At 42.3% G+C, this 12910-nt stretch carries 10 protein-coding genes; 5 read left to right on the top strand and 5 right to left on the bottom strand.

Annotated features, from left to right (window positions below):
- Positions 1-592: 592 nt before the first annotated feature.
- Both Q1V93_RS15810 and Q1V93_RS15805 read left to right on the top strand, forming a co-directional pair.
- Positions 593-994 carry a hypothetical protein gene (locus tag Q1V93_RS15810; RefSeq protein WP_300665983.1) on the top strand — a complete coding sequence of 134 codons (402 nt, stop codon included), beginning with the start codon at positions 593-595 and terminating at the stop codon, positions 992-994.
- Positions 995-1023: 29 nt separating this feature from the next.
- Positions 1024-1809 (top strand): NAD(P)-binding domain-containing protein, encoded by a 786-nt coding sequence (locus tag Q1V93_RS15805; protein WP_300665981.1) that lies wholly within the window; start codon positions 1024-1026, stop codon positions 1807-1809.
- Here the strand turns inward: Q1V93_RS15805 and Q1V93_RS15800 are convergent.
- The 3 genes from Q1V93_RS15800 to Q1V93_RS15790 all read right to left on the bottom strand — a co-directional run bounded on the left by Q1V93_RS15800 (position 1799) and on the right by Q1V93_RS15790 (position 6476).
- Entirely contained in the window at positions 1799-2638 is an 840-nt protein-coding gene (locus Q1V93_RS15800; protein ID WP_300665979.1) for a DUF4412 domain-containing protein, read from the bottom strand. The genes Q1V93_RS15805 and Q1V93_RS15800 overlap by 11 nt on opposite strands.
- A gap of 91 nt (positions 2639-2729) precedes the next feature.
- Positions 2730-3455 (bottom strand): LytTR family DNA-binding domain-containing protein, encoded by a 726-nt coding sequence (locus tag Q1V93_RS15795; protein ID WP_300665978.1) that lies wholly within the window; start codon positions 3453-3455, stop codon positions 2730-2732.
- Positions 3456-3458: 3 nt separating this feature from the next.
- Positions 3459-6476 (bottom strand): sensor histidine kinase, encoded by a 3018-nt coding sequence (locus tag Q1V93_RS15790; protein WP_300665977.1) that lies wholly within the window; start codon positions 6474-6476, stop codon positions 3459-3461.
- A 154-nt stretch (positions 6477-6630) separates the two neighbouring features.
- Between Q1V93_RS15790 and Q1V93_RS15785 the strand changes: the two genes are divergently transcribed.
- On the top strand, positions 6631-9312 hold the full coding sequence (locus Q1V93_RS15785) for a PKD domain-containing protein (protein WP_300665976.1): 2682 nt from the start codon (positions 6631-6633) through the stop codon (positions 9310-9312).
- A gap of 104 nt (positions 9313-9416) precedes the next feature.
- On the opposite strand, the gene Q1V93_RS15780 is transcribed toward Q1V93_RS15785, so the two are convergent.
- Positions 9417-9764, bottom strand: a complete 348-nt coding sequence (locus Q1V93_RS15780) for a group III truncated hemoglobin (protein WP_300665974.1) — start codon at positions 9762-9764, stop codon at positions 9417-9419.
- A 110-nt stretch (positions 9765-9874) separates the two neighbouring features.
- On the opposite strand from Q1V93_RS15780, the gene Q1V93_RS15775 reads away from it, so the two are divergent.
- Both Q1V93_RS15775 and Q1V93_RS15770 read left to right on the top strand, forming a co-directional pair.
- A complete protein-coding gene (locus Q1V93_RS15775; protein ID WP_300665973.1) occupies positions 9875-11242 on the top strand; it encodes a hypothetical protein in 1368 nt (455 codons plus the stop codon).
- Positions 11243-11422: 180 nt separating this feature from the next.
- Positions 11423-12031, top strand: a complete 609-nt coding sequence (locus tag Q1V93_RS15770) for a hypothetical protein (protein WP_300665972.1) — start codon at positions 11423-11425, stop codon at positions 12029-12031.
- 78 nt (positions 12032-12109) lie between these two features.
- On the opposite strand, the gene Q1V93_RS15765 is transcribed toward Q1V93_RS15770, so the two are convergent.
- Positions 12110-12625 (bottom strand): gamma carbonic anhydrase family protein, encoded by a 516-nt coding sequence (locus Q1V93_RS15765; RefSeq protein WP_300665971.1) that lies wholly within the window; start codon positions 12623-12625, stop codon positions 12110-12112.
- Positions 12626-12910: the final 285 nt, after the last annotated feature.

The following is a 12910-nucleotide window of genomic DNA, read 5'->3' as shown; positions in this document are numbered from 1 at the left end:
TCATTCGATCCGCTGTGTCAGTTCGAGTTTCCGACTTTTTCAGTCGGAAGTATCGAGAACGACATGCACACAATGGTGAAAAAAAAACACCCTCCAAAAAAGGATTCCAAAATCGCAAAAAAACGCATCTGAATCACTCAGCTACGGGTCAAGTACGGATAGAGCATAGGTTAAGTATGGATTAAGTATAGATACAGTATTAAAATGTTATAAATTCAACATACGGTTTTAGGGCGTTTCAGCCGTTTTCTGCCCCTCTTCAGTCCTGTTTTCCCGGGATCAGGAAAGAATAAGACCTTGAAATCCTAAAATCAAAACACGTTACAGATGTGTAAAAAAAGAAGTTCGCACACCAACACCTTAACTATAAGCATCTTGCCTCTAACTCCTTCCACCTCATCTACCCTTCGTATCCCGATTTCTACTGGGATGGCATTCGGCATTCGGCATTCGTAATTCAAAATTGATAATTCATTATGCACCGTCCAGACATTCGTACAAACAAATTACTCGAAGTGACAACAATACGGCAAATGCATTATTGGATACAATGATTTTTCAAGCTTTCTTTGTTCTACTAAATTGTTACGCCATGAAAAAATTACTTCTAATCTTCAGCCTTCTTTTTACCTCTATCATTTCTTTTGCCCAATTGAACATCTCTACGAACTTTCGTCAGGATGCAGTTTGGAACAATGAAACGTCACAATGGGATGTTTCGTCGACGGATGACAAAGGAACTCTTTTTGAATTCAATAAAGAACTCACTACTTTTCATCACACCACAGCCGATATCTCTTCGGATTACTTCATCACCAAGTACGATTACAATGAGGAAGAAGTAAAATACACCATGACAGTGAAGAGCGATGCCGGAAACGAGTACGAAATGATTATCGACGGAATCAACAACTGCGTGTGCTTCTTTTACTGGAGAGACAACAAATATTATTTGGTGCGGCACACGATAAAAAACACCTGGATTAAAGAGTAAAACCCGAAATATTGCCGTACCTTTCAGGTATGAAGCTCGGAATTATTGGGTTGGGATGGCTTGGACTTCCACTTGCTAAATCATTACTAAGTAAAGACCATCAGGTCATTGGAACAACGCGATCACGTTCTGTGAATTTATCACACGAACGTTTTTCGCATGTGATGTTCGATCCTCAGCACAAACGCTTCAGCGACAGCAGCTACTTTTCCGATCTCGACGTATTGATCCTGGCCTTTACACCTTCGAAAGCAGATGAAAAAACATACGCAAAAGATTGTGTCAGAGTCATTGATTTGATTCCGCATTCCTGCAAGGTCATTCTTCTGGGTTCTTCCGGAATTTATCCGAAGCGGGACGGCCTTTTTACCGAAGAAAATTATCCGGCAGGATCCATCAAAAACAATGCGATCGGGTATGCTGAACTGGCACTGAGTTCCATGCTCCGCGAACGCCTCACCATTATCCGCCTCGGCGGCTTGATTGGTCCGCACAGATATCCTGTCACCGCCATGGCCAAATCCGGGAAAGTTTACCAGTCCAACGAACGTTTAAACCTCATTCACAGGGAAGATGCAATCGGGTTGATCGAATACGTCATAGAGCATAAAATATGGAATGAAACAATCAATGCCTGCGCAAGTGAGCACCCTTTCAAAGGAGTCTATTACACCGAAATGGCCCGTAAACTCGGAATGGAACCACCTCCATTTGAAGAAAAACAAAAAACGGAACGGATTATTTCGAACAAACATTCCCTGGATCTCGGATACACATACATCTACCCCGATCCGGACAAATTCCCTATAGCTTAGTGATCTTGTAAGCTCCGATACTGACTGTTTTGGTTTCTTTCGACAATGCGGTCATCAACATGTGCATTTCTGCTTTCCCTTCCGCACTATAAGAAGTCATTTCCATCAGAACACCTCCTGAAAAAGCCTCATCCGGAATCTGTGACATCGATGTTTTAGCCATAGTGACAAAAGCATTACTGATATCAATCCCGGTTTCTGTTGTCACCCAAACTTCCATTTTGATAGTCGATTCAATGAGGATCTCTTCGCATTTGTAACCCAGAATCATTTTGGTTCTTCCCGTTTTGGTGATTTTCGCTGCCGGTTTATCCGGATTTTGCTTGCTCGCCTGCTGCTTCATTGCCGCTTCCATCATTTTGGTCGACATCACGGTAGCCGTTTTTTCTTTGTGATTCAGCATAATCATCACCGCATTCTTTGAATCCGTAATGATCGACATCTCCTGGTTTGCCGGATCCATTTTGAGCACCTGATCCCCGAAACTGTAAGTAACAATCAGCGCTTCACCTGCTTTTTTCAGATCTTCTATTTGATAGATCACACTGCTTGTGAACGTATAGGAAGCCTGGTAATCTAAAACAGGTTCCTCAGATGATTCTGTTTGAACAGCTCCCGGTGCTGGTGCCGGAGCAGCCTCTGATTCTTTCGCAGGAATGGATTTTTCCTCCCGGAGATTTCCCCTTTCCTTGTTGTTTCTGGTCGTATTGAAATCCCGGGCGTTTGCTTTTTCCGTCGCTGTTTTCCCAACAGATTGAATCAATCCTTGCTGACCAAAAGAAATCCCGGCTGCGCAACAGATCACAACCAAAAATAGAAGTGCTTTCATACGTTCATTTTACCTGCTAAAGGTAATGAAAGACAAGCAGGTAACTCTCCAAAATTTGTAGATTTTAGATCTCAGTGAGTGAACTCCGTAGTTAATTGATTCCCAAAACTTCGAGCAGTTCCATTTTCTTACTTCTGGATACCCCGATTTCCTCCTGGTTTGTCAAAATAACAGATCCGCCTTCTCCGCGAATGTATTTCACCACCTGGTTCAGATTCACCAGATGCGAATTGTGCAAACGGAAGAAAAACGGAAAATCAATCAACTGTTTTTCAATCTCTTTCAACGTTTTCGAAACCGTTATTTTTCGCTGCAGTAAAACAATCGTCGTATAATTTCCGTCAGATTCACAACGAATAATCTGATCCACTTCAATCAGTTCTACCCCGTTCAAAGAAGAAATCGGAATTTTAGGTTTCAATCCCATTCCGTTGATTCCCGAAGATTTTGCCTCAGAACGCTTTTTCTTCACACGTTGAACACTTTCTACCAGGTCTTCGGCATCAATGGGTTTAACCAGATAATGAACTGCTCCCTGCTTAAATCCTTCCAAAGCATATTCGTCATAAGCAGTGGTGAAAATAACATCCGCATCCTTGTAGGTAAGAACATTCAGCAATTCAAAGCCATTCATTTTAGGCATTGAAATATCGAGAAATAATAAATCCGGTTCCTCCGTATTGATGGTTTCAACCGCATCAATCGGGTTTTGTAATTCGGCAATAACCTCCACATCCGGACAAAATTTCCGAATCAAAATAGCAGTAGTTTCTAAACTGTGCCTTTCATCATCAACAATAATTGCACGTAATTTCATAATCTAGTTTGGTGTTTCAAAGTACAAGGTAACTAAAGTTCCGATTGCCTGACCATTTTCATCAATTAAATCTTCTATTTCAAACTCATTCAGGCGTTTCGTCCGCAAAGTAAGCGAACGCAGGCGGTCTTTGGTGATCTGCAATCCCACACTTCCTTCTTTCAACGAACGTTTCCGGTTATTCTCTTTCGCTTTTTCCCTCCCGATTCCGTTGTCCTGAACCATCACATACAAGCCGCTTTGCTGCTTCTGGAATGAAACGCGGATCTTTCCGCCATCTTCGGTTCTCGGCATCAAACCATGCCAGATCGCATTTTCAATGAAGGGTTGAATGATCATCGGCGGAATCTGGCAGTCAAGCACTTCCTGCCCGTCAATCTGCAAATCAAAATCAAAGTCCTGGTCGAAACGCAAACGCTCGAATTCCAGGTACAATTTCAAGGATTGAATTTCATCGTAAACCGTGATCATATCCTGGCGGGAATAATTCAGAATCATGCGCAGCAACTTGGAAAACTTGGCGATGTAATCTGCCGCATTGTCAACCTCATTCTTCAGAATAAACAAACGGATCGAATTCAGACTGTTGAACAAAAAGTGCGGGTTCATTTGCGCTCTGAGTGCTTTCGATTCCAGTTCATTGATCTGAAGACTGAATTCCGCTTTCATTTGCTCGGTACTTTGAATCCGCTTGATCCGGGAGCGCATGAAATACCAGATTCCGAAAGCGATAAGGAAAGAAGTTAGCGTAATAAACCACCAGCGCCTCCAGAATGGTCTTGTAATCTTGAAGGAATAAGACGTAATTCTGAATTCCTCGCCCTCCACTACTTGAACCTGGAAGGTATATTTTCCGCTTGGGAGGTTGTGATACAATGCTTCATTTTTCTGATTCCCGTTGATCCAGTGAGCATTCAGCCCCACCATCCGGTAGCTTACCAGGTTGTTTTCAGCGTTGGAAAAATCTTTGACACCAAATTCGAAAACCAGGTTGTTTTCGAAATAAGCATACTTTGTTTTCGCGGTTGAAAACCGGCTCACTCCGTTCATTTCCTTGATTTGGAGAATGTATGGCGTCGCCACTTTCCGGATCGGGAGTTTGCCGTTTACCGCACTGACGATGTACGAATTGCGTTGCAGAAAGTAAATCGAATCCGGAGTGATATTGATTCCGAAAATATCGCTGATTCCGTTTCGTTTCTCCAGGCTTCGGACTTTTCGCAAAGTGGTATTTACAATCGCAACACACGATGGATTCAACACCCAAAGGCGTTTTTTACCATCTAGAATCAATTGATTGACCTCATCGTTTTGCAAACCGTTAAACGACGTAAATTCATTGCTTAGCTTTTTACTGTCCAGTTCGTAACTCCAGACACCGCTGGCGCGCGTTCCGATCCACAGTTTTTTCTGGTCTTCAATTGCCAGGCAAATGATCTGATCCGTGTTCTCATGGTTAAACAAATGAATCCGCTCTACTTTGCGCGATTTCATGGAATATCGGTACAGCTGTTCATTTTCAGAAAAGTACACGGCGTCTTTTACCCGAACCATCGCCAACGGGAAATACTCCCGGGTTTCATCCGATTTGGTTTCGTTTGAGATTTCATAGATCTTTTCAGAAGAAAAATCCCGCAGGTTTATCCGGATCAGGCTTGCATCCAGGGTTCCTACAAACAGGATCGAATCATCCACCAGCAAGGAATTCTGAAAGCGCTTATCAATCGACTGATGATTGGAATGAAGCATTTTTTTCTCGATCCGGTAATTGCGGCCAACCAGCAAAACACCGTTTGCTCCTACCGCCAGCATACTTCCGTTTTTCAGCGTATACAAACATTTTGCATCCTTCAGTCCGTCCAATGAAATCAAATCCGGACCATTTCCGCGAATGCGTTTAAGCATCTGTGTACTGTTTCCAACCAGTTGATACGCCTGTTTTCGGTCGGATGAATAACTGACATTCCGAAGCTGAAGGTCGGCTTTTATTTTCGTTCCGTAAATCAGCGATTCATCGTGCACAAAAAGCCCTGCGTTCGAACTGGCAATAGCCAGCTGTGAACCGAATTTCGTAATCCGGAAAGGCATCACGGCACTTCTTTCAGACTCTTCGTAGCGAACGTATTCTTTCGTACTGGTATCGAACAACAGGATTTCCTTGTTCAGCAGGCAGAGATACAAATACCTCGAATCTCTCCATTTGATGGAAGAAATTGTTTGGTATTTCAATTCATCAATCGTAATCGGAAGCGCCTTAAACAAACCCTGGTATTGATCAAAATAGAGCATCCCTCCACGCCGCAGCCCGATAAACAAATTCCCTTTGCTATCCTGAACAAGGCAAGTCATGTCATTCCGGTAAGCAGCCTTCGCAAGTGGATTGATATCCGTAGCTTTTTTGAATTTGTACTGTTTCCATTTTTTCTCCTTCACCAAAAACCGGTACAATCCCTCGGAAGAAGTGATCCAGAGCTTATTCGGATCCAATTCATCTACGTGAATGGCATTTAATCCGGGAGCTTCCTTTTCAAAACCCGGAAAGGAAAAACGGGTTGTTTTTTTGCCTGAAATGTCAAATGAATACAATCTTCCTTCCACAGAAGTATACCAGATTCGGTTCTTTTGAACGGTCAATGCATTAATCCGGTTACTGCCGAAGGATGCAATGGTGCGTTTACTGTAATTGTACACGTCAAACGTTTCCGTATGAATTCCGATCAAACCTTTGTTATAGGTAAATGCCCAGACCGTGTGATTTCCGTCAAAAACAAGTCCCTGGATATCGTTTGACGCAATTGCCAGCGAATCGACCGGATCGTGTTTGAAATGAATAAAACGCTGCCCGTCAAAACGCTCAATTCCTTTGGGCGTTGCCAGCCAGATAAAACCATTCTGATCATACGCTACATCCCTGATCTCATTCGAAATCAGTCCGTTTTCTTTGGAGTACTGAATAAGCCCTCTTTGAGCAAAAAGAGTAAAATTCACCCCTAAAAAAAGCAACCAAAGTTTAAAATTCATGTCACCAATTTCGAAACTATATTTTAATTGGCGCGAAACTTGTTAAACATTTTCTCCGTTAACATGAAAAATGAAACCGTTTAATCAATGAAAAGTCAAACATTTAGCTGATTTCAAAAAAAATGGTGACTTTTAAAATTACTTATCTCCAATTATGTTAAGAAACCTTACGCTCTGTTTATTGTTGCTTTGGGCTCTTCCTTCCCAGGCTTCTCATATTGTGGGAGGTGAGATTTATTACGATTACCTGGGGAATAACCTTTACCGGTTTTACATTGCTATTTATCGTGACTGCGCGTCAACCGGTGCTGCTTACGATTCTCCCCTGCATTTAAGCGTTTTTACGGGAAACGGAACCCGGGTTTCCAATCACGATGTTCCTTTTCCCGGAAGTACAGTACTTCCCATCGTATTCAATAATCCCTGTATCACCGCCCCAACCGGAATTTGTACCGAAAGAGCCATTTATACCATTGTTTTAAACCTTCCGCCTTCAGTTAGCGGGTATATTGTTTCTTACCAAAGATGCTGCCGCGGACCGAACATTACGAACCTGGTCAATCCGGATGATACGGGTTTGACATTACAGGCTTTTGTTCCACCGGCGGGGAATAACCATTACATCAATAGTTCTGCACGCTTTATCAATTATCCGCCTTTGGTAATCTGCAACAATGAAAATCTGGATTTCGATCACAGTGCCACAGACGCAGATGGCGACAGCTTATCGTATCAATTAGTCACTCCAAATGCCGGGGCAAATTCATTCACTCCGGCTCCGAATCCCATTCCGAATCCTCCCTATCCGAATGTAAACTGGGGCGGAGCATTCAGCCAGGCAGTTCCCTTGGGTCCGGGCTCTACAACCACGATTAATCCTGTCACAGGACATTTATTTGTCGATGCAAACAATTTAGGTTTGTATGTGGTCGGAATCCGTGTGAACGAATGGAGAGACGGAGTGATCATCAATTCTGTTACCCGCGACTTCCTGTTCCGGGTAGTCAACTGTAACGTGCAGCTTTCCGCCGTTGTAACAGAGCAGGAAAATACGCCGGGATTCGTCTCCTATTGCCAGGGGTTGACTTTTACCTTCGACAATCAAAGTTTCGGTGCTACCAGTTATTACTGGGATTTCGGTGTTCCCGGAATCACAACAGATAACAGTACCGCTTTCGAACCGACTTATACTTTTCCGCAACCGGGAACGTATCACGTCATGCTGGTTGCCAATCCGGGATGGCCTTGTACGGATACAGCCTACATGGATTTGGTTCTTGAAAATCCGTTTAATGTCGATTTTACATTCATAGATTCAACCTGTTTTATTGACAATACGCTCGATTTCCACGCTCAGATCATCAACGGCCCGCCAAGCACACAATTCAGCTGGAACTTCGGACCCAATGCCAATCCTGCAACAGCAAGCACCCAAAACGTGTCAAATGTTACTTTCAGTTCTTCTCAGAATAACGTCGTAACGCTGATCGGTCGATACAGTGTGTGCGCCGATACGATTTCAAAACCGGTCTTTTTCTATGACAAGCCTGTTCCTCAATTGAATTTTCAGGCCAATCATGAATGCGTCGGTTACACACAAACATTTACCAACGCTTCGCAGGGATCGACCAGTTATTTTTGGGATTTTGGCGTGCCGGGAATCAATACGGATGTCAGTACGGCGGTTTCACCAACCTATACGTTTCCTTCGGAAGGCACATATCCGATTACTTTAATTGCAACGAGCGGACCGGGCTGTGCCGATACCCTGGTGCAGAACATCACGATTTACGAACCGCTGCAGGTTGCTTTTACTCACAACGATTCACTTTGTGTTACCAACAACAGCTTTCATTTTGTAGGGAATGTCACCGGACCTTCCATCACAACTTATTCCTGGAATTTCGGTTCGCATGCCAATCCGTCCACTGCCACAACGCTGAATGTCAACAATGTGGTGTATGACAATTCAGGAACTTTTCCGGTGACCTTAACAGCAAGCTTTTTGGGGTGTTCCGAGACCGCTAGTTCGAACGTGTTTATTTTCTCCGTTCCTACCGTTGGATTTACCATCAGTCCTGAATTAAAGTGTGAGCCTTATCCTGCTCAATTCATCAACTTAAGTCATCACGAAGGACCTTTATTGTATTCCTGGACTTTTGGTGACGGCGGAACAAGCACGCAGGAAAATCCCTTGTATGTCTACATGCATGCAGGAACTTATTCCGTAGAATTAACCGTGATTTCGACCATCGGTTGTATCGACACGTTTAAAGTGTTGCAACAGGATTTAATTACTGTTCATCCGAAACCGACCTCTGATTTTATGATTGATAAAAGTGAAATGGACATTTGTAATTCACAGGTGCAATTCACAGATTTGTCACAAGGTGCTTTGCACATCACTTATTTCTTTGATGAACTGGGTTCCGGAAGTACGCTTCCCAACCCCACTCACACGTATTTTACAGACGGAATGCATCGTCCTTCTCAGATTGTCTTTAATGAATTCGGATGCAGCGACACGAGTTCCCGAACGATTGCCATAGAACCGTTTATGGTTTATGTTCCGAATACTTTTACTCCTGACGGGAACGAGCACAACAATGATTTCTATCCCAAACTGGGTTTAACGCCCGTAGACTGGGATTTGAAAATCTTCAATCGCTGGGGAGAATTGGTTTATCACTCAACGGATTTCGAAGAACACTGGGACGGGACTTCTAACGGGATTGCTTGTAAGAATGATATTTACAGCTATGTGATCCGTTATGTTTCCTGTGCTCCGTATGCGAATGCGGAAGTTCTGACCGGACATGTTTCGTTGCTCCGTTAATGGAGAATTGAGAATATAAAAATTGACAAGTTCAACTGGAAGTAAATCTCAACAATTCGTAATTCGTAATTCGTAATTCGTAATTCGTAATTCGTAATTCGTAATTATTTCAAAAATTTCGATTTCATCGTCCAACCGATCAATGTGGAACGTTGCCTGGCAAGTTCTGCTTTCTCTCCCGTGAAAAATTGGTCGACTGTTTCATGAAATAGCTTTAACCAACGGTCAAAAGAAGCTTCATCCAGGTTCAAACTGGCATGTTTGGTCATCATGTTTGCACTGTATCCGGCTTCATCCAACAAAATAAAACTCCAGAACGATACGACTCGCGGTAAATGTTCCTTCAAGTCCAAATGAGCAAAAAAGTGCGAAACAACTTCGTCTTTCACCAGCTTTTGGTAAAACGTATCAATCAGTAATTCCACATCTGCCTTTGATTCTATCTCTTTCATATGCTCAAAAGTAGGTGACTTCCGGCAACTATTTTCTGATTTAAATCAGTTTTGCTGTTTACTTTTTTGATTTTTTGACATTATACTATGGAAACCTCAAAAACGAGCTTATGAAACTGAGAGCATCCATGCAGATAATTGTCGGAATGATATTTTCTTTATTGATTGTAGGTACTTGTTATTCACAGGTAAATCATCAGTTGGTGGAAGTACAAAAAGCGATTCCGGGAAAAAGCCATTTTGTTGAAATTCCAGGTTCATTTTCACACGAAAAAATCACTGAGTCCAATGTATTGAAAAGATTGCAATCCAAAAAGATCCGGCGTGTGGAGTTAATTTACACCCGCTACAAAGAGAATGAAAACTTTGATCAGAATAAATTGAACGAAGACCGGATGTTTCGGCTCTATCAATTGCTTCCCAAACTTCAAATTGATCAACCTGAAATCATTTGGATAGAACAAACCGGTGCAACAACCCGCGAAGAAGCAAAAGGTTACTTCCATGGTTTCCGGATTTATACTGATGTTGAAGAAAAGCAGGTGTTCAAGCGGATGCAGCGGGAAGATAGCGGAAATTCAACCGAAAACATTACTGTCGACAATTCAAAAGGTGGAGTCTTTTCAGTTTCCAGCGGAACTCAAATCCAAATTCCGGCAAATGCTGTGATCTATGAAGACGGGAAACCGGTAAGCGGAAATTATACAATCAGCTACAAGGAATATAGAAACGCAGCAGAAATGGCGTTTTCCGGAATCCCGATGGTGTTTCAGGATAAAACAGGCGAATATCAATTCAATTCGGCAGGAATGTATGAAATCCGTGGAATGAAAGATGGCCGACCCTTAGAACTTCAAAAGGAAATCATTGTTGATTTCAATTGCACCAAAAAGGAAGCCGGAGTTAATTTTTATCACATGGATGATCAAACAGGCGAATGGGCTTTGCTCCAAAGTGAGTTGTTTGCTCCCAAAGCTTCGCCAGTTCAGGCAACAAGTGTCGTCACAATAAGCAGAGGAGTTTTGAGAAGATCAAAAGCTCCGGTGGACAGCATTACCCGATCTAATTTTGAAGGACTCAGTCCTGATAATCAGTATCCGAATCTTGTAGAAGGTTTACGTTCTGAAAAGTTCGGGGTTTATAACTGTGATCAGGTTTACCGGGTTGCAAACAAGGTTAGTATTTCTCCGAAATACCTGGATGCTTCAACCCAAAAAGCCATAAAGAATGACGGAGTTCTTTGCCTGATCGACAAAGACATCAATGCATCTTTTAGATTCAGTCCGCAAAACATTACCTGCAATTCAAAGGGAAACAATGTTTTTCTGCTTTTTACTGAAGCAGGTGAAGTGTTTGTGTTTCAAAATGATCAAACGAACGAGCAAAGCCTAAAAGCAAAAGACCCCGTATTTCTAATGGAGAACATTACGGATAAAGTAAAAACATCAGACGATTTAAAGAAGTACCTCTCGATCTAAATCAAAACCCAATCCAAACGAGAGCAAGGCATCTGTCAACTGACAGATGCCTCTTTTTATGACAACCGGGCAGTTAAACGACTTATCCTTAACATTTAACAATTTCACTACCGGTTGAGTTTTGAAAGAAGCGCCGATTGCCTTAAATTAAAAGGACATTATTCACTAAAATCATGTATCATGAAAAAATCACTGTTACTACCAATGGCTGTTATGAGCCTTTTTCTGAGTGCCTTTGTTTTTAATGCCTGTCAGAAAGAAACAAAAGAAACCCTTGTTTCCCGAAAAGAAGAAAACCGCAAGGAAAAACCGCCAGTCAGCACCAAAAGCTGCATCCGCCCCATTTTTGAAGATAAAGTTGCAAACGTACACTGTTCGGAAGGTCGTACGTGTGGTCCCCTGTCCTCTATTCCTTCGACTTCAAGAAACAGAATCAGCTGGCGGGTTGGAACACCTTGTCCCGGCAGTCCGAATTTTGTAGGCACCACTTATTATACCATTTACAAACGCAGCAGTACGGCACTTACGAATTACAATCAAATAACAACGTTTAGCTGCACGAATGCAAGCATGTGGTATGCGAGTACCTTATTGTCCAATAGTTCCACCTTCATCATTGTTTCCAACTATTTGTCGACTGCTCTTCCTGCTACCATTGTAGAAGGAGCTGGTGGTTATTTGTATGACACTTTGGGAAATCCCCTATCTGTTTCAGATTTATGGAAGTTTAGCACCGGAACAACAGCCGGAACCTCACCTTGTATGATAACGGATGATCCTGCATCTTAAGAAGATGCAAACAATTCTGACTAAAAAGAAAAGGCTGTCTCCGAATCCGGAACAGCCTTTTTATCTGAATGCCGTTTGTTATTCTTTAAACCACCCGGAATACATCACATAGTTATTTGCAATGCGCTGTACTTCTCCTGTGAACAATTCAGGAGAAAGTGTTTTCACTTTCTTCGCCGGAACTCCAGCATAAACACTCCAGGATTCCACGCGGGTATTTTCAAGTAAAATTGCTCCTGCCGCAATAATGCAATTGGATTCGATGTAGCAATTATCCATCACAATCGCTCCCATTCCGATCAATACATTGTCTTCAACTGTGCAGCCGTGAACCAGGGCATTATGCCCGATCGAGACATTGTTTCCCAACGTTGTTTTGGTTTTCTCGTAAGTACAGTGAATCACTGCTCCGTCCTGAACATTCACCTGGTTTCCCATCCGGATGGAATTCACATCTCCGCGAATCACGGCGTTAAACCAAACAGAACAACGGTCTCCCATGATCACATCACCAACTACCGTTGCGTTCTCCGCCAAATAAATATCTTCTCCGAATTGAGGTTCGATTCCTCTGCATGATTTGATTAAAGCCATAATATGAATTGAAAATGTAAAAGTGAAAAGATAAAGATATTCAATAGATGTATGTGAGAATTATTCCTTGAGAAATTATCCATTCTTTAATGATGCATTCCCATGATCATTTTTTCATTACGAATTGGTCATTAACACATGTATCTGCGTTCTGACTCATTATTTGCAGGTATTGCAGTACAATTTTTTAATCTCATCATCACGCTGCAATTGGAAATTGGAGTTAAGCCAGACGCAGAAATCCTTTTTGTAAACTGCTACAGATTTGATTACTTCAAACGTAAA

This window comes from Fluviicola sp. (genome assembly GCF_030151805.1).
Taxonomy (GTDB): domain Bacteria; phylum Bacteroidota; class Bacteroidia; order Flavobacteriales_D; family Crocinitomicaceae; genus Fluviicola.
The sequence above is the reverse complement of the archived record's forward strand: the minus strand, read 5'-3'. Positions and strand labels throughout refer to the sequence as shown.

Bases quoted from the DNA above. Each gene is read 5' to 3' on its own strand.
- Q1V93_RS15810 (WP_300665983.1), top strand. From the start codon at position 593: ATGAAAAAATTACTTCTAATCTTCAGCCTTCTTTTTACCTCTATCATT.
- Q1V93_RS15805 (WP_300665981.1), top strand. From the start codon at position 1,024: ATGAAGCTCGGAATTATTGGGTTGGGATGGCTTGGACTTCCACTTGCT.
- Q1V93_RS15800 (WP_300665979.1), bottom strand. From the start codon at position 2,638: ATGAAAGCACTTCTATTTTTGGTTGTGATCTGTTGCGCAGCCGGGATT.
- Q1V93_RS15795 (WP_300665978.1), bottom strand. From the start codon at position 3,455: ATGAAATTACGTGCAATTATTGTTGATGATGAAAGGCACAGTTTAGAA.
- Q1V93_RS15790 (WP_300665977.1), bottom strand. From the start codon at position 6,476: ATGAATTTTAAACTTTGGTTGCTTTTTTTAGGGGTGAATTTTACTCTT.
- Q1V93_RS15785 (WP_300665976.1), top strand. From the start codon at position 6,631: ATGTTAAGAAACCTTACGCTCTGTTTATTGTTGCTTTGGGCTCTTCCT.
- Q1V93_RS15780 (WP_300665974.1), bottom strand. From the start codon at position 9,764: ATGAAAGAGATAGAATCAAAGGCAGATGTGGAATTACTGATTGATACG.
- Q1V93_RS15775 (WP_300665973.1), top strand. From the start codon at position 9,875: ATGAAACTGAGAGCATCCATGCAGATAATTGTCGGAATGATATTTTCT.
- Q1V93_RS15770 (WP_300665972.1), top strand. From the start codon at position 11,423: ATGAAAAAATCACTGTTACTACCAATGGCTGTTATGAGCCTTTTTCTG.
- Q1V93_RS15765 (WP_300665971.1), bottom strand. From the start codon at position 12,625: ATGGCTTTAATCAAATCATGCAGAGGAATCGAACCTCAATTCGGAGAA.